The following is a 22,064-nucleotide window of genomic DNA, read 5'->3' as shown; positions in this document are numbered from 1 at the left end:
TGCAGATTTAATGGAGGCGCTCGGCGTCGCCCGGGCCACGTACCCTCTTCTGTTGTGCCGAACGCCAACGAAGACACCCCCAGTGCCCTGAGCCAGGTGCAGCTCCGCGCGGTAACTGAACTGCTGCGGGTCGCGCCTGTCGCCGATGACCTCGCTCGCCGTTTCCAGGAGGCCGGGTTCTCTCTCGCCCTGGTCGGCGGCTCGGTCCGGGACGCGCTGCTCGGCCGGCTCGGCAACGACCTGGACTTCACGACCGACGCCCGCCCCGAGGACGTACTGAAGATCGTGCGCCCGTGGGCGGACTCCGTGTGGGAGGTCGGGATCGCCTTCGGCACGGTCGGGGTGCAGAAGGACGGCTACCAGATCGAGGTCACCACGTACCGGTCGGAGGCGTACGACCGGACCTCGCGCAAGCCCGAGGTGTCGTACGGCGACTCCATCGAGGAGGACCTCGTCCGGCGTGACTTCACCGTGAACGCGATGGCTGTCGCGCTGCCGGAGAAGGAGTTCATCGATCCGCACGGCGGGCTCGACGACCTCGCCGCGCGTGTGCTGCGTACACCCGGCACTCCCGAGGCGTCCTTCTCGGACGACCCGCTGCGGATGATGCGGGCAGCGCGCTTCGCCGCCCAGCTCGATTTCGAGGTGGCCGGCGATGTCGTCACCGCGATGAAGGAGATGTCGGAACGCATCGAGATCGTCTCGGCAGAGCGGGTACGGGACGAGCTGAACAAGCTGATCCTCTCCGCCCACCCGCGCAAGGGCCTGACCCTGCTGGTCGACACCGGGCTCGCAGACCACGTCCTGCCCGAGTTGCCGGCGCTGCGTCTGGAGAGCGACGAACACCACCGGCACAAGGACGTCTACGAGCACACGCTGATCGTCCTCGAGCAGGCGATCGCGCTCGAGGAGAACGGTCCCGACCTGGTCCTGCGGCTGGCCGCCCTGCTGCACGACATCGGCAAGCCGCGTACGCGCCGCTTCGAGCAGGACGGCCGGGTCTCGTTCCACCACCATGAGGTGGTCGGCGCGAAGATGACCAAGAAGCGGATGACGGCTCTCAAGTACTCCAACGAGTTGGTGAGAGACGTCTCGCGGCTCGTCGAACTCCACCTGCGTTTCCACGGTTACGGCATGGGCGAGTGGACGGACTCCGCGGTCCGCCGCTATGTCCGTGACGCCGGTCCCCTCCTCGACCGTCTCCACAAGCTGACTCGGTCCGACTGCACCACCCGCAACAAGCGCAAGGCAGCCGCGCTGTCCCGTGCGTACGACGGCCTGGAGGAGCGCATCACCCAACTCCAGGAGCAGGAGGAGCTCGACGCGATCCGCCCGGACCTGGACGGCAACCAGATCATGGAGATCCTCGGCGTGGGGCCCGGCCCGGCCGTGGGTCGCGCCTACAAGCACATGTTGGAACTGCGCCTGGAGAACGGGCCGATGAGTGAAGACGCTGCGGCCAAGGCACTCAAGGAGTGGTGGGCCGAGCAGAACTGAGACAGCGAAACGGGGTCATGTTTCACGTGAAACATGACCCCGGGATGCGCCGAGGGGCGCTGTTTCACGTGAAACAGCGCCCCTCGGCGTTGCTGCAGGAGTTACTAGACTTCCTTCAGGCAGAGGACCACGTCGTGGCCGTCACCCGTCTGGTAGTAGGAGATCTCGGCCTCCTTGACGGCCTCGCACTTGTCGCTGTCGCTGGTGTCCTCGAACTTCTCGACGACCTTGTACTGGGCGTCGCTGGAGCCGCAGTCGACCGTCTTGAGGTCCGGGCTGACCTGAGTGCCTTCGTTGTGCATGCAGCTGCCCACCGACGTGGTCTCCGCGTCGGTCTGCCCGAAGAACCACTTGCCGCCGGCTATGAGGATCGCGACGACGATGAAGCCGGCGATGCGCAGGAGCTTCTTGTTGAAGCGCCGGGCCGGAGGGGTCGGCGGAACCGGCGCGTACGGAGCGCCGCCCTGCGGGGGAACGCCCGGCTGGCCCTGGGCGAAGGGGTTACCGCCCTGGGGCGGCTGCGGGGCCGGGAGCTGCTGGCCCTGGGCGTATGGGTTCTGGCCCTGGGGCGGCGGAGTAGTCACTTGGGGGTCCCCCTAGAACATGGGCGTGTGGCACGCATAAGGAGCGAGTAAGACGCACGTAAGTTACCGGGCCCCACTGACACTCCTGCAACCCAGGGGGACTCTGTGTCATTGATGTGACACTTACTGGCGCTCAAAGCGGGCCATAGCCACCGCAACTGCCCCGTAGATAACGGCCACCGTAACCACCAGCACCACCGAGCGCCCATCGGGCGGCAGCATCAGGGCAGCCACGGCGGCCGCGCCCACGAACGCGATGTTGAACAGCACGTCGTAGACCGAGAAGATCCGGCCCCGGAACCCGTCGTCGACCGAGGACTGCACGATGGTGTCCGTCGCGATCTTCGCGCCCTGTGTGGTCAGACCCAGGACGAACGCCGCGACGAGCAGGGGCGGGACGGCGAAAGGGAGGCCGAGAGCCGGTTCCAGGATCGCGGCGGACGCTGCGCACACGGCGATCCAGCACCCGGGGCCGAGCCGCCCCGCCGCCCAGGGCGTCAACACGGCCGCCACGAAGAAGCCCGCGCCGGAGATGCCCAACGCCAGCCCCAGCAGGGCGAGTCCGTCATCGGTGGTCGACGAGAACTCGTACCGGCAGAGCATCAGCAGCATCACCAACAGGGCGCCGTAACAGAACCGCATGAGCGTCATCGCGGCGAGTGCCCGGGCGGCTCGTCGGCGTGGCGGGGAGGCGAGGTGGCGTATGCCGGCCACCAGGTCGTTGGCGGTGCTGGAGAGGGCGGTTGAGAGGCCGGGCCGCACCAACTCCTGATCGGGGCCCAGAAGCTCCCGTGACATGCGCAGCGAGGCCAGTGCCGCGCACAGGTAGAGGGCGGCGCCCAGCAGCACGACCGCGGCGTCGGAGTCCGCGAACACCAGGCGTACGACGAAGGCCAGGCCGCCCCCGGCCGTCGCGGCGAGTGTGCCGGCGGTCGGGGAGAGGGAGTTGGCGAGGACGAGGCGCTCGGTGTCGACCACACGCGGCAGGGCGGCGGACAGGCCCGACAGGACGAAGCGGTTGACGGCGGTGACGCACAGCGCGGAGACGTAGAAGAGCCAGTCCGGCACGTGGCTGACCATCAGGACGGCGGTCGCCGTGGCCATCAGGGCGCGCACCAGGTTGCCGTAGAGGAAGACCTGGCGGCGGCGCCAGCGGTCCAGCAGGACGCCGGCGAAAGGGCCCACGAGGGAGTAGGGGAGCAACAGCACGGCCATGGCGGAGGCGATGGCGGTGGCCGAGGTCTGTTTCTCCGGGGAGAAGACGACGTAGGCGGCGAGTGCGACCTGGTAGACGCCGTCGGCGCCCTGGGAGAGCAGGCGTACGGCGAGCAGGCGTCTGAAGCCTTGGAAACGCAGCAGGACGCGCAGGTCACGTACGACGGCCATGGCGCACAGCCTCACATAAGGACAGGGTCCCCGGGCGGTACAACCCGGGGACCCTCGACACAGCCCTGGCAGGAGCGATTTTCAATGAGCCTCGGCGCCTTTAGCGCTCGACTTCACCCTTGATGAACTTCTCGACGTTCGCGTAGGCCTCGTCGTCGAAGTACTGAACCGGCGGGGACTTCATGAAGTACGAGGACGCCGACAGGATCGGGCCACCGATGCCGCGGTCCTTGGCGATCTTCGCGGCGCGCAGGGCGTCGATGATGACACCCGCGGAGTTCGGGGAGTCCCAGACCTCGAGCTTGTACTCCAGGTTCAGCGGGACGTCGCCGAAGGCACGGCCTTCGAGGCGGACGTAGGCCCACTTGCGGTCGTCGAGCCAGGCCACGTAGTCCGAGGGACCGATGTGGACGTTCTTCTCGCCCAGGTCGCGGTCGGGGATCTGCGAGGTGACGGCCTGCGTCTTCGAGATCTTCTTGGACTCGAGACGGTCGCGCTCCAGCATGTTCTTGAAGTCCATGTTGCCGCCGACGTTGAGCTGCATGGTGCGCTCGAGACGGACACCGCGGTCCTCGAACAGCTTCGCCATCACACGGTGCGTGATGGTGGCGCCGACCTGCGACTTGATGTCGTCGCCGACGATCGGGACGCCCGCCTCGGTGAACTTGTCCGCCCACTCCTTGGTGCCGGCGATGAAGACCGGAAGGGCGTTGACGAAGGCGACCTTGGCGTCGATGGCGCACTGGGCGTAGAACTTCGCCGCGTCCTCGGAACCGACGGGCAGGTAGCAGACGAGAACGTCGACCTGCTTGTCCTTGAGGATCTGGACGACGTCGACCGGGGCCTCGGCGGACTCCTCGATGGTCTCGCGGTAGTACTTGCCGAGACCGTCGAGGGTGTGGCCGCGCTGGACCGTGACGCCCTTGTTCGGGACGTCGCAGATCTTGATGGTGTTGTTCTCGCTGGCACCGATGGCGTCCGAGAGGTCGAGGCCGACCTTCTTCGCGTCGACGTCGAAGGCGGCGACGAACTCGACGTCACCGACGTGGTAGTCGCCGAACTGGACGTGCATGAGGCCGGGGACCTTGGTCGCCGGGTCGGCGTCCTTGTAGTACTCGACTCCCTGGACCAGCGACGCGGCGCAGTTGCCCACGCCAACGATGGCTACGCGGACCGAACCCATTCCGGTTGCTCCCTGTGTGTATGAGTGAGGCCCTGACTGGGCGCTCACGTGGTGGTGTCGTCGGGCGTATCGGGCCGGGGGGTGTCCCCGGACCGTGGCAGGTTGCCCGGCGCTCCAGATGTGTTGTTCTGCTGAGAGGGCTGAGCGGACCCCCCGGAGGCGGACCCCTTGAGGTCCCGTCCGGCCCGCTCGCTCTCGATGAGCTCGTTCAGCCAGCGCACTTCGCGCTCCACGGACTCCATTCCGTGGCGCTGGAGCTCAAGCGTGTAGTCGTCGAGGCGCTCCCGGGTGCGCGTGAAGGAGACGCGCATCTTGTCCAGCCGGTCCTCCAACCGGCTGCGGCGGCCCTCCAGCACGCGTACGCGTACGTCGCGCGACGTCTGGCCGAAGAAGGCGAAACGCGCGGCGAAGTGCTCGTCCTCGTACGAGTCGGGGCCGGTCTGCGAGAGCAGGTCCTCGAAGTGCTCCTTACCTTCCGCCGTCAACCGATAGACGATCTTGGCGCGACGTCCCGCGAGTGATGCGGCGAGAGCGTCTTCAGGAGCGTGTCCCGGCTCTTCGATCAACCAGCCATTGGCGACCAGCGTCTTGAGACAGGGGTAGAGCGTGCCGTAGCTGAACGCACGGAACACGCCCAGTGACGTATTGAGTCGTTTGCGCAGCTCATAGCCGTGCATCGGGGACTCGCGGAGCAGGCCGAGTACGGCGAACTCAAGGATCCCTGAGCGTCGGCTCATCCTCTCGCCTCCTCGTCCCCGGCTCGCTTATGTCGCTCTGATGTATCGACTCGATACATCACGACGATAGAACGGCCATCCGCATGGGACAAGTGGGGGGATGGTGAACGGGATCACATCACTTATTCATCCGAGGCAAGTTGCCTGATTTGGGGTGAACTTCGGGGCTAGGCAGGTTTTGACGGTGCGTAGTCTGTGCGGCATGCACACCACCGGGAACCGAGTGACGCGTGGGGGCGTCGTCGTCCTCGGTGCAGTACGGGTGAATGCGAAAGCGACCACATCCGTACTTCGGGGGGACCGGAAACCAGCCGCCGTTTCCAGGCGCGCAAAGGTGCGCCTGCCCGAGGAGTAGTCGTTCGATGAGCGAGCACCGTCGCAAACCGCCGCAGCCGCAGGGAGGCGGACGTGCCGCGGCCCGACGCGGCCAGTCCGGCTCGTCCTCCGGCCGCCGTGCGGCACCGCGTGGCGCCACCGAGTCGCCTTCCGACTCGTACGGGTCGGGTTCATACGGGTCGGGAGGCGAGGAGCGGTCGTTCGGCGGCCGCGCCGATGCCCGGCGCGCGGCCCAGAGAAGCGGGGGCAGCCGACGCAGAGCGGCCGAGCCCGCCGGCCGTGGCGCCCGACGCGGTGGCCCGGGGGGCCCGAGCGGTCCTGGACGGGGCCGAGCCGCCGCCTCGACCAAGAACCGGTTCATCGACTATCCGCGCGCCGGCAAGTACGGCTGGCAGCGCTGGATGCCGTCCTGGAAGCTCGTCTCCGGACTGTGCCTGGCGTTCTTCGGCGGGCTCGTGGCGATCGCGGGCATCGGATACGCCATGGTCGGCATCCCCAGCGAGAACGCCGCGGCCAAGTCGGAGAACAACGTCTACTACTGGGAGGACGGCTCCCAGATGGTCGCGACGGGTGCCGGTGCGAACCGGCAGAACGTCACGATCGACAAGATTCCCAAGGCCATGCAGTGGGCCGTGATCTCGGCCGAGAACAAGAGCTTCTACTCCGACTCGGGCGTCGACCCCATGGGTATCGCCCGAGCGCTGGCCAACATGGCGCGGGGCGGTGACACGCAGGGTGGTTCGACGATCACCCAGCAGTACGTGAAGAACACCTACCTGAGCCAGGAACAGACGGTCTCCCGGAAGTTCAAGGAGATGTTCATCTCCATAAAGGTGGGCACGAAGCTCACCAAGGACGAGATCCTGCAGGGCTACCTGAACACCTCGTACTACGGCCGTGACGCGTACGGCATCCAGGCCGCCGCGCAGACCTACTACGGAGTGGACGCGGAGAAACTGACGCCGAGCCAGTGCGCCTTCCTGGCCGCTCTGCTCAAGGGCCCGACGTACTACGACCCCGTGGACAACACGAGCTACGACCCTGCGGCGACCAAGGAGAAGAACACCGAGCGCTCCAAGTACCGCTGGAGCTGGATTCTCGAGCAGATGCACAACGACGAGCATCTGACGGACGCCGAGTACACCAAGGCCACCAAGAAGTACCCCATGCCCCAGGGCCTCAAGGCGACCAAGGGCATGACCGGCCAGACCAGCTACCTGGTCGACACAGCCAAGAAGTACGTGCTGGCCCACTCGGACATCTCGCGGACCGAGTTCGACAAGGGCGGCTATCAGATCTACACGACCTTCGAGAAGGACAAGGTCAACGCCCTCGCCAAGGCCGTGAAGAAGATCGAGGACGAGAAGATCGACCCGGAGAAGCGTGAGCTGGACAAACACGTTCAGTTCGGTGGGGCGTCGGTCAGGCCCAAGGACGGTGCGATCGTCGCGCTGTACGGCGGCGCGGGGTACGAGAACGACCACTTCAACAACAACGCGGACACCTCGGGTGTGCCGGTCGGTTCGACGTGGAAGCCGTTCGTGATGGCGGCGGCCATGGAGTACGGCACCTACAAGGATCCGGACGTTGGTGTCTCGCCCTTGAGTAAATACAACGGCGACGACCATCTGCGGGTCAAGAACAACGACGGCAGCTACGTCCTGAAGAAGGACAACTCGGTCTTCTACCAGGAGAACGAGAGCGACTATCCCTGGGGCTACATCAGCCTCCGCAAGGCGATGGAGCAATCCATCAACACGCCGTTCGTACAGCTCGGCATGGACGTGGGGATGGACAAGGTACGGAGTGTCGCCTCGAAGTCCGGCATCCTGGACGGCAGCTTCGCCGACTACAAGGGCAATCCTTCCTTTGCCCTCGGTACTTCGACTCCCAGCGCCATTCGGATGGCGGACGCGTACGCCACCTTCGCCGCCTCTGGCAAGCAGGCCGATCCGTACTCGGTGACCGAGGTCAAGAAGGACGGGCAGCCTCTGCCGGGCTTCGACAAGCCGAAGATCAAGCTGGCCATGCCCGAGAACGTGGCGAACAACGTCACTGACCTGCTCGAGAACGTCATCGAGAACGGTACGGGTCAGAACGCGAAGGCGCTGGGCCGTACGGCGGCCGGCAAGACCGGTACCACCGACAGCAACAAGTCGGCCTGGTTCGTCGGTTACACCCAGCAGCTGTCGACATCGATCGCGATGTTCCGTGAGGACCCCAAGAGCAGCAAGCTGCTCTCCATGAACGGCACGGCGGGTGAGGACTCCATCCACGGTGGTGACATCCCCACGTCGATCTGGACCGAGTACATGAAGGTCGCCCTCAAGAACGCCAACGACCCCGGCTTCCCGAACGCAGAGAAGATCGGCGAGGTCCAGGACGAGCAGGGCGCTCCCTCCCCGACCCCGACCGTCACCGCGACGCCGACGCCGACGCCGACCCCGACCCCGACTCCGACGCCGAGCCCGTCTCTCACCTCTCCCTCGCCCTCGGCGACGGAGACCTGCTTCGGCTTCCAGTGCGAGGACACCGGAGGTACGAACACCGGCGGCACGGACGGAGGCACGAGCTCCACGCCGACGGCCACGGAGTCGACCGGGAACACCAGAGGTAACGGCAATGGAGGCATCTTCGGAGGATCGAGCGGTTAGCCGCCATATCGCCCGCCGAGGGTGTTTCACGTGAAACATGGGCCGCCGCACCCACCAGGTGTGGCGGCCCTCGGCGTATTCCTAGAGACGTACGGCAGGATGTGCCCCATGCCCAGCGCAGAATCGACGCAAGCGAGCGTGCACGAGCCGGACCCGGTGCGGCCGACCAAGGACGACGAGATCGCCGCGAGTGGCAGTGAGCTGATCGGCGGCCCCATCGGGCGGCGGGCGCTGCTAGGGACGTCCTGGTGGACTCCGGTGCGCATCATCGCGCTCGTGGCGATCGGGATGTTCGCCCTCGGTCTGGTCCAGAAGGCGCCCTGCTACAACGGCGGCTGGTTCTTCGGCGCCAGCTCGCAGTACACGCACGCGTGCTACTCGGACATCCCGCACCTCTACGCGGGGCGCGGCTTCGCCGACGGCCTCGTGCCGTACTTCGACAAGCTCAACGGCGACATGGAGTACCTCGAGTACCCGGTGCTGACCGGTGTGTTCATGGAGGTCGCCTCCTGGCTCACGCCGGGCAGCGGCAGCATCCAGGACCAGGAGCAGTGGTACTGGATGGTCAACGCCGGGATGCTGATGGCGTGCGCCGCCGTCATCGCCGTGTGCGTCACCCGTACGCACGCCCGGCGGCCCTGGGACGGTCTCCTGGTCGCCCTGGCGCCCGCCTTCGCGCTGACCGCCACCATCAACTGGGACCTGCTGGCGGTCGCCCTGACGGCCGCGGCGATGCTGATGTGGTCGCGGGGCCGCTCTCTCGCCTTCGGCGTCCTGCTGGGCCTTGCCACGGCCGCCAAGCTCTACCCCGTCTTCCTCCTGGGTCCGTTGTTCGTGCTGTGCTGGCGCGCGGGCAAGTGGCGGGACTTCGGAAAGGCACTGGGAGGTGCCGCCGTCTCCTGGCTGGTCGTGAACCTTCCGGTGATGCTCCTCGCCTGGGACGGCTGGTCCAAGTTCTACGAGTTCAGTCAGGAACGGGGCGTCGACTTCGGGTCCTTCTGGCTGATCCTGGCCCAGAACTCGACCGACCCGCTGAGCACCGAAACCGTCAACACGCTCGCCACGCTGCTGGTGCTGCTGTCCTGCGTCGGCATCGCCGCGCTCACCCTGACCGCCCCGCGCCGGCCGCGCTTCGCCCAGCTGGCCTTCCTGATCGTCGCGGCGTTCATCCTCACCAACAAGGTCTACTCGCCGCAGTACGTCCTGTGGCTGATCCCCCTCGCCGTGCTGGCGCGGCCCAAATGGCGGGACTTCCTGATCTGGCAGGCCTGCGAGGTGGCGTACTTCCTGGGGATCTGGATGTACCTCGCCTACACGACCAGCGCGGACGCCCACAAGGGCCTGCCCCAGGACGGCTATCACTGGGCCATCGGGCTGCACCTGCTCGGGACGCTGTACCTGTGTGCCGTGGTGGTGCGCGACATCTGGATGCCGGAGCGGGACGTGGTGCGCCGGGCCGGCGACGACGACCCCTCGGGAGGCGTGCTCGACGGGGCGAAGGACGTGTTCGTCCTGGGCCCCGCCGCTCATCCCCCGCGCCACGCCGCCCACTTCGAGGGGCCGCAGGTGGAGTGGGGCGATCCGGCCTCTCCCCCAGACCGTTCGCTCTGAGCGAACAAGGCGTGGCCGACCCACGCGAAAGGCCGTACACGGGAGGTCCGTGTACGGCCTTTCGGCTGTCTGCCTACGGCTCTTCAGTCGTCCGTACGACGCTCAGCGGTCGACGATCCGGTCGAACTGCGTGGTGGTGTGCCGCAGATGGGCCACCAGTTCCTCGCCGACCTTCGGCTCCGGGGCGTCGGACGGGACGAACAGGATCGATACCTGCATGTGCGGCGGCTCGGCGAACCAGCGCTGCTTGCCGCCCCAGACGAACGGAGAAAGGTTCCGGTTGACCGTGGCGAGGCCGGCGCGGGCCACGCCCTTGGCACGCGGCATGACGCCGTGCAGAGCCTTGGGAGCCTCCAGGCCCACCCCGTGCGACGTACCGCCCGCCACGACGACCAGGAAGCCGTCCGAGGCCGCCTTCTGCTGGCGGTAGCCGAACCGGTCGCCCTTGGCCACGTGAGTGACGTCCAGGACCGCCCCGCGGTACTCGGTGGCCTCGTGGTCCCCCAGCCACAGCCGCGTGCCGATGCGGGCGCGGAAGCGGGTCTGCGGGAACTGCTGCTGGAGCCGGGCGAGATCCTCGGCCTTGAGGTGGCTGACGAACATCGTGTGCAGCGGCAGGCGGGCCGCGCGCAGCCGGTCCATCCAGCCGATGACCTCCTCGACGGCGTCCGAGCCGTCGGTACGGTCCAGGGGCAGGTGGATGGCGAAGCCCTCGAGACGGACGTTCTCTATGGCGGAGTGCAGCTGCGGCAGGTCCTGCTCGCTGATGCCGTGACGCTTCATCGAGGACATCACCTCGATGACCACGCGGGCGCCCACAAGGCCGTAGACCCCGTCGATCGACGACACCGAGCGGATGACCCGGTCCGGCAGCGGCACGGGCTCCTCGCCGCGCCGGTAAGGCGTCAGCACCAGCAGGTCGCCGCCGAACCAGTCCTTGATGCGCGCGGCCTCGTACGTCGTGCCGACCGCGAGGACGTCCGAGCCCATCCGCGTGGCCTCCTCCGCCAGCCGCTCGTGCCCGAAGCCGTAGCCGTTGCCCTTGCAGACCGGGACGAGACCCGGGAACTGGTCCTGCACGTGCTTGTGGTGCGCACGCCAGCGCGCGGTGTCGACGTAGAGCGTGAGCGCCATGGCCGGACCTGGAACCTTTCTCGTGGCTGCGGTGTATCAGAGGTATGGAAGTGAAGGAACGTGCCGAAGCTATCGAACCAAACAGCCGGGGTTCAGCGGCGCGACATGTAGATGTCGAGCGCCTTGTGGAGCAGCTTGTTCAGCGGGAAGTCCCACTCGCCGAGGTACTCGGCGGCCTGGCCGCCCGTGCCGACCTTGAACTGGATCAGGCCGAAGAGGTGGTCGGTCTCGTCCAGCGAGTCGGAGATGCCGCGCAGGTCGTAGACGGTCGCGCCGAGCGCGTAGGCGTCGCGCAGCATCCGCCACTGCATCGCGTTCGAGGGCCGGACCTCGCGGCCGATGTTGTCGGAGGCGCCGTAGGAGTACCAGACGTGTCCGCCGACGATCAGCATCGTCGCCGCCGACAGGTTCACGCCGTTGTGGCGGGCGAAGTACAGCCGCATCCGGTTGGGGTCCTCGTTGTTGAGGGCCGTCCACATGCGCTGGAAGTACGACAGCGGGCGGGGCCGGAAGTGGTCACGCACGGCCGTGATCTCGTAGAGCCGCTGCCATTCCTCGAGGTCCTGGTAACCGCCCTGGACGACCTCGACACCGGCCTTCTCGGCCTTCTTGATGTTGCGGCGCCACAGCTGGTTGAAGTTCTTGTGGACCTCTTCCAGGGACCGGTTCGCCAACGGAACCTGGTACACGTAGCGAGGCTGGACGTCGCCGAAGCCGGCGCCCCCGTCCTCGCCCTGCTGCCAGCCCATGCGACGGAGCTTGTCGGCCACCTCGAAGGCGCGCGGCTCGATGAAGTCGGCCTCGATGTCGCGCAGCCGCTTCACGTCGGGGTTCTGGATGCCGGCCTTGATGGAGGTGGCCTCCCAGCGCCGGATGATCACCGGCGGGCCCATCTTCACCGAGAAGGCGCCCTGGTGCTTGAGGTGCGCGAGCATCGGTTCCAGCCAGTCGGTCAGGTTCGGCGCGAACCAGTTGATGACCGGGCCCTCGGGCAGATAGGCGAGGTAGCGCTTGATCTTGGGGAGCTGCCGGTAGAGCACCATGCCCGCACCGACCAGCTCGCCGGTCTTGTCGTCGAACCACCCAAGGCTCTCTGAGCGCCACTCCGCCTTGACGTCTGCCCAGGCCGGAACCTGCATGTGGCTAGCCGACGGCAGGCTCTGGATGTATGCCAGATGCTGCTCGCGGCTGATCGTCCTCAGGGTCAGGCTCATTCGGGGCGCTCCTCGGGCTGGGGTGTCCCCATGGGTACAGGGGCTCCGGCTCTCGCGCCGAAGCCTACTGCGCCTGGCGAGCGCCCTGACTGGGCATACGGAACCTGCGCCCCGGCGGGTGGGCCGCCGAGGCGTTCCGCGGTGCTTTGTGTGGTGTTAGGGGGACGGTGCCCTAGGCGTCAGCTGATGACTCCGCCGAAGAGGCCGCCGTGCGCCATGCCGAGGAAGAAGCCGATCGCCGAGGCGCCCAGACCGAGGATCAGTCCGAAGCGTTCACGGGTCGTCTCCGAGATCCACTGGCCGTACGCGCCGACGAGGATCCCCACCAGTCCGGTCCAGGAGCTGATGAGGTGCAGGCTGTGGAACATCGCCGTGATGAACGACGTGAGCCCCAGGACCAGGGTCACCGCGAGCAGGGTGTCCTGGAGGGGGTGGGCTTTGCCGTCCGTGGCGAACAGGCCTCCGACGGTGTTGGGTCGCAATGCTTGTGCCATAGGGCACCTCCTGCGAAAGGCGGCGCATCGTAGCGCCATACACACCCGATGTGTACAGATTGTCGTTCCTGGCGGCCGGATTTCAACCGGAAGCCATGGTGCGGGTACTCTGTACCGTCTGCACTGGTGTCTGCCCATGTCACGACCGGGACTACCGCGAGGAAGCCCCGATTGTCAGTGGCGGCCGATACCTTTGCGTACGCATTACAACCCTCCTGCCACGGAACGACCGTGGCCGTTGAGTCCAAAGGAGGTGGGTTCCACATGCGTCACTACGAGGTGATGGTCATCCTCGACCCCGATCTGGAGGAGCGCGCTGTCGCCCCCCTGATCGAGAACTTCCTCTCCGTCGTCCGTGAGGGCAACGGAAAGGTCGAGAAGGTCGACACCTGGGGCCGTCGTCGGCTCTCGTACGAGATCAAGAAGAAGCCCGAGGGCATCTACTCGGTCATCGACCTGCAGGCCGAGCCTGCGGTCGTCAAGGAGCTCGACCGCCAGATGAACCTGAACGAGTCGGTCCTCCGGACCAAGGTCCTCCGCCCCGAGACCCACTGAGCCTCCCGCTCAGCTGATCTCGGGATTCGAGTAGCAGCAACCAAGCAGCCAGAGCAGCAAACCCGCCGAGAGGTTCCCCATGGCAGGCGAGACCGTCATCACGGTCGTCGGCAATCTTGTCGACGACCCCGAGCTGCGCTTCACCCCCTCCGGTGCGGCGGTCGCGAAGTTCCGTGTCGCGTCCACCCCCCGCACCTTCGACCGTCAGACCAACGAGTGGAAGGACGGCGAGAGCCTGTTCCTGACCTGCTCGGTCTGGCGTCAGGCGGCGGAGAACGTCGCGGAGTCGCTCCAGCGAGGCATGCGCGTCATCGTGCAGGGCCGGCTGAAGCAGCGGTCCTACGAGGACCGTGAGGGCGTCAAGCGCACGGTCTACGAGCTGGACGTCGAGGAAGTCGGCGCCAGCCTGCGCAGTGCCACGGCCAAGGTCACCAAGACTGCCGGCGGCGCCGGCCGCGGTGGCCAGGGCGGTTACAGCGGCGGTGGCGGCGGCGGCCAGGCCGGCGGCGGCTGGGGTGGAAACTCCGGCGGCGGCCAGCAGGGTGGCGGCGCTCCCGCCGACGACCCGTGGGCGACCGGCACTCCCGCCGGTGGCAACCAGGGCGGCGGCGGTGGCGGCGGCTGGGGTGGAAGCCCCAGCGGCGGCCAGCAGGGCGGCGGCTACTCGGACGAGCCCCCCTTCTAGGCCTTCGGGCCGAGGGTGGGTCGTACCCACACTTCTTGATCACACAGGAGAAACACCATGGCGAAGCCGCCTGTGCGCAAGCCTAAGAAGAAGGTCTGCGCTTTTTGCAAGGACAAGGTCACGTACGTGGACTACAAGGACACGAACATGCTGCGGAAGTTCATTTCCGACCGCGGCAAGATCCGTGCCCGCCGCGTGACCGGCAACTGCACGCAGCACCAGCGTGACGTCGCCACGGCCGTCAAGAACAGCCGTGAGATGGCGCTGCTGCCCTACACCTCCACCGCGCGATAAGGGAAGGGTGACCGACCAATGAAGATCATCCTTACCCACGAGGTCTCCGGCCTCGGTGCCGCGGGCGACGTCGTCGACGTCAAGGACGGCTACGCTCGCAACTACCTGATCCCGCGGAAGTTCGCTATCCGCTGGACCAAGGGTGGCGAGAAGGACGTCGAGCAGATCCGTCGTGCTCGCAAGATCCACGAGATCCAGACCATCGAGCAGGCCAACCAGGTCAAGGGCCAGCTCGAGGCCGTCAAGGTTCGTCTGGCCGTTCGCTCCGGCGACGCCGGTCGTCTCTTCGGTTCCGTCACCCCGGCCGACATCGCCTCGGCGATCAAGGCTTCCGGTGGCCCCGAGGTCGACAAGCGCCGCATCGAGCTCGGTTCGCCGATCAAGACGCTGGGCGCCCACGAGACGTCCGTGCGTCTGCACCCCGAGGTGGCCGCCAAGGTCAACATCGAGGTTGTCGCTGCGTGACGCTGCGCTCGGTTTGAGCAGCTGAGAAGGGCCGCACCCTCGGGTGCGGCCCTTCTTGCGTGCGTGCGGACCGAGGTGTGTTTCACGTGAAACAGAGGGTTTCACGTGAAACAGTCAGCGTGGCATGCCTGGTTCAGCGAGGTCCTCGGTTCAGCGCGTGGCGCCGGTGACGATCCAGCGACCCGAGCGGGACCGCAGCCAGAGGGTCAGCATGCGCACCGCCATCATCAGCGTCATCGCTCCCCAGACCGCGGTAAGGCCTCCGCCGAGCACGGGAATGAGCAGAGCCACGGGCGTGAAGATCGCCAGAGTCAGGACCATGGCCCAGGCGAGGTAGGGTCCGTCGCCCGCCCCCATCAGGACTCCGTCCAGGACGAAGACGATCCCGCAGATGGGCTGGGCGAGCGCCACCACGAGGAGAGCGGGCAGTGCCGTGTCCTTCACCACCGAGTCGCTCGTGAACAGCGGGAGGAACACGGGACGGGCCGCCACGACGACGAGGCCGAGTATCACGCCCACCGCGATGCCCCACTGCACCATGCGGCGGCACGCCTCGCGGGCGCCTTGGACGTCGCCGGCACCGAGGTAGCGGCCGATAATGGCCTGTCCTGCGATGGCGATGGCGTCCAGGGCGAAGGCGAGCAGGCTCCACAGTGACAGGATGATCTGGTGCGCCGCGATGTCGGCATCGCCGAGACGGGCGGCCACGGCCGTGGCGATCATCAGGATCGTGCGGAGTGAGAGGGTGCGGACGAGCAGGGGGACGCCGGCCTGCGCCGAAGCTCGGATCCCTGCGGCGTCGGGGCGCAGTGAGGCGCCGTGGGCGCGGGCCCCGCGGACGACGACCACGAGGTAGACGGCAGCCATACCGAACTGTGCGATGACGGTGCCCCAGGCGGAGCCGGCGATGCCGAGGTCGGCGCCGTAGACGAGGCCCACATTGAGGACGGCGTTGGCGACGAAGCCGCCGACCGCGACGTACAGCGGTGTCTTCGTGTCCTGCAGCCCGCGCAGAACGCCGGTCGAGGCGAGCACGACGAGCATGGCCGGGATGCCGAGGGCTGAGATCCGCAGATAGGTGGTCGCGTAGGGGGCGGCGGTGTCCGAGGCGCCGAAGAGCTCCACCAGGGCCGACGCGGTGGGCAGGACGACGGCGACGACCGCGGCGCCGAGCAGGAGCGCAAGCCAGATGCCGTCCATGCCCTGCCGGATGGCGGCCGGGAGGTCGTCGGCGCCGACACGTCGGGCGACGGCCGCGGTGGTGGCGTAGGCGAGGAAGACGAAGATGCTGACGCCTGTCATGAGGAGGGCCGAGGCGACCCCCAGTCCCGCGAGTTGCGCCGTGCCGAGATGGCCCACGATCGCGCTGTCGGCCATGACGAAGAGCGGCTCGGCGACGAGCGCCCCGAAGGCCGGGACGGCCAGAGCGACGATCTCTCGGTCATGCTGTCGCCGTGTGGCGCGCGTGGTCGCCGGAGCATGTGTCATGAGCACCAATCTAATCGTCCACAGGTAAGCGATGCAATGTGTTAATGACCCTTACTTGCCATGTTGTCGCGTGCGCTTTCGCATGGCGTTCGATGTGATCTTGGTCCGACTGGGAAAGTTTTTCTTCTGCACAGCCGGTGGACGGGAAGAGTGCAGGTCAGGGCTGGTCCCGGGCGAGAAGCGCGAGCTTGTTCACAGGCCTGTCCACCGGGTCGTGCACAGGTTTTGCGGAGTTCTCCACAGCATCCGGGCCGTCGTCCACATGGCCTGTGGATAACCAGATTGGCTGACGGTGCCGTCGGGCCTACCGTGGTCCGGCGCCCGCTCCGTCTGTCGGCCCGGAAACCATTACAAAACCGACGCGCCAGAACCGGAGTTGGGCCTCTCATTTGTCAGTGCCGTGCCGTAGAAACAGAGAAGCACGGCGAGGTCCGCTCCGCGGACGGGAGGAGGTGGCTCGGTGAGCATTTCCGAGCCCTTGGACGATCCGTGGGCCGACAGCGGTCCCAGTGATCGCCTGCCTGCCTCGCGCCGCCGCGGCGAGGGCGGCCGGGGTCGCGACGAGCAGCACGACCGCGGCCGTGAGAGCGGCGAATGGGAGGGCGGGGGTACGTCCTTCGAACGGGTCCCGCCGCAGGACCTCGATGCCGAGCAGTCCGTCCTCGGCGGCATGCTGCTGTCGAAGGACGCCATCGCCGACGTCGTCGAGGTCATCAAAGGACACGACTTCTACAAGCCGGCGCACGAGACGATCTTCCAGGCGATCCTCGATATCTACGCCAAGGGCGAGCCGGCCGACCCGATCACGATCGCGGCCGAGCTGACCAAGCGCGGTGAGATCAACAAGGTCGGCGGCGCCTCGTATCTGCACACACTCGTCCAGACGGTGCCGACGGCGGCCAACGCCGAGTACTACGCGGAGATCGTGCACGAGCGCGCGGTCCTGCGCCGTCTGGTCGAGGCCGGCACCCGCATCACCCAGATGGGATACGCGGCCGACGACGACGTCGACGAGATCGTCAACCGCGCCCAGGCCGAGATCTACGCGGTCACCGAGCAGCGCACCAGCGAGGACTATCTGCCCCTCGGCGACATCATGGAGGGCGCGCTCGACGAGATCGAGGCGATCGGCTCCCGCACGGGCGAGATGACCGGTGTGCCGACGGGATTCACGGACCTGGACTCGCTCACCAACGGTCTGCACCCGGGCCAGATGATCGTCATCGCGGCCCGCCCCGCCATGGGTAAGTCCACGCTGGCGCTGGACTTCGCGCGGGCGGCGTCGATCAAGAACAACCTGCCGAGCGTCATCTTCTCCCTGGAAATGGGGCGCAACGAGATCGCGATGCGTCTGCTGTCGGCTGAGGCGCGGGTGGCCCTGCACCACATGCGCTCCGGCACCATGACGGACGAGGACTGGACGCGGCTGGCCCGACGGATGCCCGAGGTCTCGGCCGCGCCCCTCTACATCGACGACTCCCCGAACCTGTCGATGATGGAGATCCGCGCCAAGTGCCGTCGGCTGAAGCAGCGCAACGACATCAAGCTCGTGATCATCGACTATCTGCAGCTGATGCAGTCCGGCAAGCGCTCCGAGAGCCGTCAGCAGGAGGTCTCGGACATGTCCCGTAACCTCAAGCTCCTGGCCAAGGAACTCGAGGTACCGGTGATCGCGCTCTCACAGCTCAACCGTGGCCCCGAGCAGCGCACCGACAAGAAGCCGCAAGTGTCCGACCTGCGTGAGTCCGGCTCCATCGAGCAGGACGCCGACATGGTGATCCTGCTGCACCGCGAGGACGCCTACGAGAAGGAGTCGCCGCGCGCCGGCGAGGCGGACATCATCGTGGGCAAGCACCGTAACGGCCCGACGGCGACGATCACGGTCGCCTTCCAGGGCCACTACTCGCGCTTCGTGGACATGGCCCAGACCTGAGCCGCCCGCCCCGGGCCCAAAGCGTTCGACGCCGCGGTGTTCCGCGGGGTGGACTGGGTCCATGACGACATCTCAGGAAGAGTTGCTTCCCGGCACGCGCCGGGCGCTGCTGCACCGCATCGCCGTCGCGCAGGCCGAGGGACGTACGCCATCGCTGGTCGCGGCGGTCGTGCGGGACGGCCGGGCCGTCTGGCACGGCTCGCGCACGTCGGTGGACGGGCACGGGCCGGACGAGAACGTGCAATACCGCATCGGCTCGATCACCAAGACCTTCACCGCCGTACTCGTGCTGCGGCTGCGCGACGAGGGACTGCTCGACCTGGGCGACCCGCTGGAGAAGCATCTGCCGGGCACCGGCGCGGGGGAGGCCACCCTTGCCGAACTCCTCGCGCACACGGCCGGGTTGGCGGCCGAGTCGCCGGGGCCGTGGTGGGAGCGCAGCCCGGGCTCGCTGCGCCCCGAACTGACCGACGTGCTCGGCGAACAGCCCTTCCTGCACCCGGGCGGCCGTCGCTTCCACTACTCGAACCCCGGCTACACCCTGCTGGGCGCGCTGGTCGAGAAGCTGCGCGGCGCCGCCTGGGAGGACGTCCTCCGGCGCGAAGTGCTCGAACCCCTGGGCCTCGAGAGCACGAGCGCCCAGCCCCGGGCGCCGCACGCGGGTGGCTGGGCGGTACATCCCTGGGCCGATGTGATGCTTCCGGAGCCCACCGAGGACCTCGGCCGGATGGCGCCGGCGGGCCAACTCTGGTCCACCACCGGCGACTTGGCGAAGTTCGCGGCCTTCCTGGCGAAGGGCGACGACCGGGTGCTGAGTGCGGAGACGGTGCGGGAGATGCGGACGCCCGCCGCTCCGGCCGAGGCCGCGGATGTCGTGGACGGTGCGACGTACGGTCTGGGGATGCAGGTGCAGAGCCGGGACGGCCGACTGCTCGTCGGGCACTCGGGGTCCCTGCCGGGATTCCTGGCCAACCTCACCATCAGCGTGGCGGACGACGTGGCCGCGGTGGTGCTGGCCAACTGCACCTCCGGGCCCCTGCTGGGTTCCGTGGGCGCCGACCTCGTACGGATCGTCGCGGAGGCCGAGCCGCGGATTCCCGAGCCGTGGCGTCCTCTGCCCGAAGTCGACGCAGCTGTGCTGGAGTTGGCAGGGCCGTGGTACTGGGGGACGCACGCGTTCGCCCTGCGGCTGACGACCGAGGGCGGCGTTTCGCTGGATCCCCTGAACGGCGTCGGTCGTCGCTCACGTTTTCGCAGGAACGGTGACGGCACGTGGACCGGCCTTGAGGGCTACTTCGCCGGAGAGCTTCTGAGGGCCGTACGGCGGCCTGACGGCGGTGTGAGCCATCTGGACCTCGGCTCGTTCGTGTTCACGCGTCAGCCGTACGACGAGGGCTCGCCTGTGCCGGGTGGGGTGGATCCGGAGGGATGGCGCGGTATCGGCTGAGCGGTGAGGGGCTTGTTTCACGTGAAACAAGCCCCCTGGGGGTCGTAATGGTGGGCCCGAGCCTCAGAGCGGGAGCTTGAAGCCGACGTGTGAGGCCTCGAAGCCCAGCCTCTCGTAGAAGCGATGGGCGTCGGTGCGGGTGGCGTCTGAGGTCAGCTGCACCAACTGGCAGTTCTGGCGTCGTGATTCATCGACCGCCCACTCGATGAGCTGCGTACCCAGACCACTGCCACGCTCGTCGGCGTGGACGCGGACGCCTTCGATGATCGACCGGGTGGAGCCGCGTCGGGAGAGCCCGGGAATGATCGTGAGCTGGAGCGTGCCCACGACGCGGTCCTCGCGGACGGCGACGACGAGGTGCTGGTTCGGGTCCGCGACGAGTCGCTCCAGGGCGGTCAGGTAGGGGGCGAGGTCGTCCGGTGACTCGCGCTGCGCGCCCAGCGGGTCGTCCGCGAGCATGGCGACGATCGCGGGGACATCGGCGGCGACGGCGGCGCGTATTTCAAGATCTCCCATGGCGGCCAGCTTATGCGGGCACGTTCAGCGACTCCACGACCCGGACCAGTGGAGCCAGTTCGGGGTTCCTGGCCGCTTCGTCGAGGGCCTCGCGCAGGGCGGTGTCATTGGTCGGGCGAGCCTCGTCGAGGAGCTTGAGACCTGCCTCGGTGACGTTGGTGTAGATGCCGCGACGGTCGGTGGGGCACAGGTAGCGGGTGAGCAGGTGGCGGTCCTCCAGGCGGGTGACCAGCCGGGTGGTGGCGCTCTGGCTCAGGACGACGGCGTCGGCGACCTGCTTCATCTGCAGATGGCCGCCGTCTCCGTCGTGCTGCCGGCTGAGGACGTCGAGCAGGGAGTACTCGCGCACGCTGAGGTCGTGCTTCGCCTGGAGGGCCCGCTCGATATGGGCCTCGATCCTCCCGTGCAGCAGGGAGAGGGCGCACCAGCCCTGTGCGAGGGCGGTGAGTGCGGGGTCCGTCGCTGTCATCGGCGCTTCCTTCGTCCCGGAACGACTGAAACCAGGATAGAGCAGGGCCGCAATAGTCGGCGCTTGCAAGTATCAGGCGTCTGCAAGTATTGTCTTCGAGTGTAAAGCGCTCCTGCAATCACCTGGAAGGTGCAGTCCCTCATGCCTCTCGCGCTCCTGGCTCTGGCGATCGGGGCCTTCGGAATCGGAACCACCGAGTTCGTGATCATGGGCTTGCTGCCCGAGGTCGCGGGTGACTTCGGGGTTTCCATCCCCACGGCCGGCTTCCTGGTGACGGGCTATGCGCTCGGCGTCATGTTCGGTGCTCCGCTGATGACGGTGCTCGGCACCAAGGTCTCCCGCAAGCGCATGCTGATGCTGCTCATGGGCCTCTTCATCGCCGGCAACCTGCTGTCCGCGCTGGCCCCCGCCTTCAGCGTCATGCTGATGGGCCGGGTGGTCGCCTCGCTCGCCCACGGTGCGTTCTTCGGCATCGGCTCGGTCGTGGCGGCCGAGCTGGTCGCCCCGGACAAGAAGGCCGGAGCCATCGCCATGATGTTCACCGGCCTCACCGTCGCCAACGTGGTGGGCGTCCCACTGGGCACCCTCGTGGGGCAGACCGTCGGCTGGCGCGTCACCTTCGCCCTCGTCGCCGCGCTCGGCGTCCTGGGTCTGCTGGGCATCGCCAAGCTCGTCCCCGACATGCCCAGGCCGGAGGGCGTACACCTGCGCCACGAACTGGCCGCCTTCAAGAACGCCCAGGTCCTGCTCGCCATGGCGATGACCGTGCTCGGCTTCGGCGGAGTCTTCGCGGCCATCACCTACATCGCGCCGATGATGACCCACGTCGCCGGATTCGCCGACGGCTCCGTCACCTGGCTGCTCGTCCTCTTCGGCCTCGGCATGGTCGGCGGCAACCTCATCGGCGGCAAGTACGCGGACCGCGCCCTGATGCCCCTGCTGTACGTGTCTCTGGGCGCCCTGGCCGTCGTCCTCGCGCTCTTCACGCTCACCGCGCACAACAAGGTCCTCGCGGCCGTCACGATCGCGCTCATCGGCGCCCTGGGATTCGCCACGGTCCCGCCGCTGCAGAAGCGCGTCCTCGACCAGGCTCACGGCGCCCCGACACTCGCCTCCGCGGTGAACATCGGTGCCTTCAACCTCGGCAACGCGCTCTCCGCCTGGCTCGGCGGCCTCGTCATCGGCGCCGGTCTCGGCTACACCGCTCCGAACTGGGTGGGTGCCGTCCTGGCCGCCGCCGCCCTGGGGCTCGCGCTGCTCTCGGCCGCCCTGGAACGCCGGGCCGACACGCCCAGCGAGGTCGTGGCAGGGGCCGTACCGGCTGAGCGGCGGGCGGCCGTCCGCCACTGATCCGGACAGGGCCGGCCGAGCCGCACCCGCCA

General features: G+C 67.6%; 20 protein-coding genes. 10 read left to right on the top strand and 10 right to left on the bottom strand.

Going from position 1 to position 22,064, the window contains the following annotated elements; genetic code table 11:
• Positions 1-54 precede the first annotated feature (54 nt).
• Entirely contained in the window at positions 55-1,497 is a 1,443-nt protein-coding gene (locus tag ACIOHP_RS04930; RefSeq protein ID WP_401883486.1) for a CCA tRNA nucleotidyltransferase, read from the top strand.
• Positions 1,498-1,601: 104 nt separating this feature from the next.
• On the opposite strand, the gene ACIOHP_RS04925 is transcribed toward ACIOHP_RS04930, so the two are convergent.
• The 4 genes from ACIOHP_RS04925 to ACIOHP_RS04910 all read right to left on the bottom strand — a co-directional run bounded on the left by ACIOHP_RS04925 (position 1,602) and on the right by ACIOHP_RS04910 (position 5,387).
• The gene (locus ACIOHP_RS04925) at positions 1,602-2,081 is read right to left on the bottom strand and encodes a hypothetical protein (protein ID WP_327718119.1); all 480 of its coding nucleotides are present in this window, start codon (positions 2,079-2,081) and stop codon (positions 1,602-1,604) included.
• A gap of 123 nt (positions 2,082-2,204) precedes the next feature.
• A complete protein-coding gene (locus ACIOHP_RS04920) occupies positions 2,205-3,467 on the bottom strand; it encodes an MFS transporter (RefSeq protein ID WP_401883483.1) in 1,263 nt (420 codons plus the stop codon).
• A 100-nt stretch (positions 3,468-3,567) separates the two neighbouring features.
• Complete coding sequence (locus ACIOHP_RS04915; RefSeq protein WP_361558558.1) at positions 3,568-4,650, bottom strand: inositol-3-phosphate synthase; 1,083 nt, start codon at positions 4,648-4,650, stop codon at positions 3,568-3,570.
• Between the two features lie 44 nt (positions 4,651-4,694).
• Positions 4,695-5,387 (bottom strand): PadR family transcriptional regulator, encoded by a 693-nt coding sequence (locus ACIOHP_RS04910; RefSeq protein WP_361483796.1) that lies wholly within the window; start codon positions 5,385-5,387, stop codon positions 4,695-4,697.
• Positions 5,388-5,749: 362 nt separating this feature from the next.
• Between ACIOHP_RS04910 and ACIOHP_RS04905 the strand changes: the two genes are divergently transcribed.
• Positions 5,750-8,377 (top strand): transglycosylase domain-containing protein, encoded by a 2,628-nt coding sequence (locus ACIOHP_RS04905; RefSeq protein WP_401883478.1) that lies wholly within the window; start codon positions 5,750-5,752, stop codon positions 8,375-8,377.
• 108 nt (positions 8,378-8,485) lie between these two features.
• Positions 8,486-9,988 (top strand): glycosyltransferase 87 family protein, encoded by a 1,503-nt coding sequence (locus tag ACIOHP_RS04900; RefSeq protein ID WP_361558564.1) that lies wholly within the window; start codon positions 8,486-8,488, stop codon positions 9,986-9,988.
• A gap of 102 nt (positions 9,989-10,090) precedes the next feature.
• Here the strand turns inward: ACIOHP_RS04900 and ACIOHP_RS04895 are convergent, their stop codons facing one another.
• The 3 genes from ACIOHP_RS04895 to ACIOHP_RS04885 form a co-directional block, all read right to left on the bottom strand.
• A complete protein-coding gene (locus tag ACIOHP_RS04895; RefSeq protein ID WP_361483792.1) occupies positions 10,091-11,122 on the bottom strand; it encodes an alanine racemase in 1,032 nt (343 codons plus the stop codon).
• A 92-nt stretch (positions 11,123-11,214) separates the two neighbouring features.
• Positions 11,215-12,336: a peptidoglycan bridge formation glycyltransferase FemX gene (gene femX / locus ACIOHP_RS04890; protein ID WP_307028521.1), complete on the bottom strand. Its 1,122-nt coding sequence runs from the start codon at positions 12,334-12,336 to the stop codon at positions 11,215-11,217.
• A 179-nt stretch (positions 12,337-12,515) separates the two neighbouring features.
• Positions 12,516-12,830 (bottom strand): hypothetical protein, encoded by a 315-nt coding sequence (locus tag ACIOHP_RS04885; RefSeq protein ID WP_351675307.1) that lies wholly within the window; start codon positions 12,828-12,830, stop codon positions 12,516-12,518.
• Between the two features lie 264 nt (positions 12,831-13,094).
• Here ACIOHP_RS04885 and rpsF point away from each other — a divergent pair, with 264 nt between their 5' ends.
• The 4 genes from rpsF (at position 13,095) to rplI (ending at position 14,829) form a co-directional block, all read left to right on the top strand.
• Positions 13,095-13,385, top strand: a complete 291-nt coding sequence (rpsF, locus tag ACIOHP_RS04880; protein WP_005482942.1) for a 30S ribosomal protein S6 — start codon at positions 13,095-13,097, stop codon at positions 13,383-13,385.
• Between the two features lie 79 nt (positions 13,386-13,464).
• On the top strand, positions 13,465-14,070 hold the full coding sequence (locus tag ACIOHP_RS04875) for a single-stranded DNA-binding protein (protein WP_361483789.1): 606 nt from the start codon (positions 13,465-13,467) through the stop codon (positions 14,068-14,070).
• A gap of 57 nt (positions 14,071-14,127) precedes the next feature.
• On the top strand, positions 14,128-14,364 hold the full coding sequence (rpsR, locus tag ACIOHP_RS04870) for a 30S ribosomal protein S18 (protein ID WP_003949403.1): 237 nt from the start codon (positions 14,128-14,130) through the stop codon (positions 14,362-14,364).
• Between the two features lie 18 nt (positions 14,365-14,382).
• On the top strand, positions 14,383-14,829 hold the full coding sequence (gene rplI, locus ACIOHP_RS04865) for a 50S ribosomal protein L9 (RefSeq protein WP_046256488.1): 447 nt from the start codon (positions 14,383-14,385) through the stop codon (positions 14,827-14,829).
• A gap of 150 nt (positions 14,830-14,979) precedes the next feature.
• Here rplI and ACIOHP_RS04860 read toward each other — a convergent pair whose 3' ends face one another.
• Complete coding sequence (locus ACIOHP_RS04860; RefSeq protein ID WP_401883472.1) at positions 14,980-16,317, bottom strand: MATE family efflux transporter; 1,338 nt, start codon at positions 16,315-16,317, stop codon at positions 14,980-14,982.
• A gap of 460 nt (positions 16,318-16,777) precedes the next feature.
• Here ACIOHP_RS04860 and dnaB point away from each other — a divergent pair, with 460 nt between their 5' ends.
• Positions 16,778-18,250 (top strand): replicative DNA helicase, encoded by a 1,473-nt coding sequence (gene dnaB / locus ACIOHP_RS04855; protein WP_361558572.1) that lies wholly within the window; start codon positions 16,778-16,780, stop codon positions 18,248-18,250.
• A 61-nt stretch (positions 18,251-18,311) separates the two neighbouring features.
• Positions 18,312-19,697 carry a serine hydrolase domain-containing protein gene (locus tag ACIOHP_RS04850; protein ID WP_401883469.1) on the top strand — a complete coding sequence of 462 codons (1,386 nt, stop codon included), beginning with the start codon at positions 18,312-18,314 and terminating at the stop codon, positions 19,695-19,697.
• 63 nt (positions 19,698-19,760) lie between these two features.
• Here the strand turns inward: ACIOHP_RS04850 and ACIOHP_RS04845 are convergent, their stop codons facing one another.
• Complete coding sequence (locus ACIOHP_RS04845; protein ID WP_401883466.1) at positions 19,761-20,213, bottom strand: GNAT family N-acetyltransferase; 453 nt, start codon at positions 20,211-20,213, stop codon at positions 19,761-19,763.
• Between the two features lie 10 nt (positions 20,214-20,223).
• Complete coding sequence (locus tag ACIOHP_RS04840; RefSeq protein ID WP_361483778.1) at positions 20,224-20,682, bottom strand: MarR family transcriptional regulator; 459 nt, start codon at positions 20,680-20,682, stop codon at positions 20,224-20,226.
• Between the two features lie 141 nt (positions 20,683-20,823).
• Here ACIOHP_RS04840 and ACIOHP_RS04835 point away from each other — a divergent pair, with 141 nt between their 5' ends.
• A complete protein-coding gene (locus tag ACIOHP_RS04835; RefSeq protein WP_401883462.1) occupies positions 20,824-22,032 on the top strand; it encodes an MFS transporter in 1,209 nt (402 codons plus the stop codon).
• Positions 22,033-22,064: the final 32 nt, after the last annotated feature.

The sequence above is a fragment of the Streptomyces sp. NPDC087859 genome (genome assembly GCF_044742595.1).
Taxonomy (GTDB): Bacteria; Actinomycetota; Actinomycetes; order Streptomycetales; family Streptomycetaceae; genus Streptomyces; species Streptomyces canus_F.
This window is presented reverse-complemented; position numbering and strand designations above follow the sequence as displayed.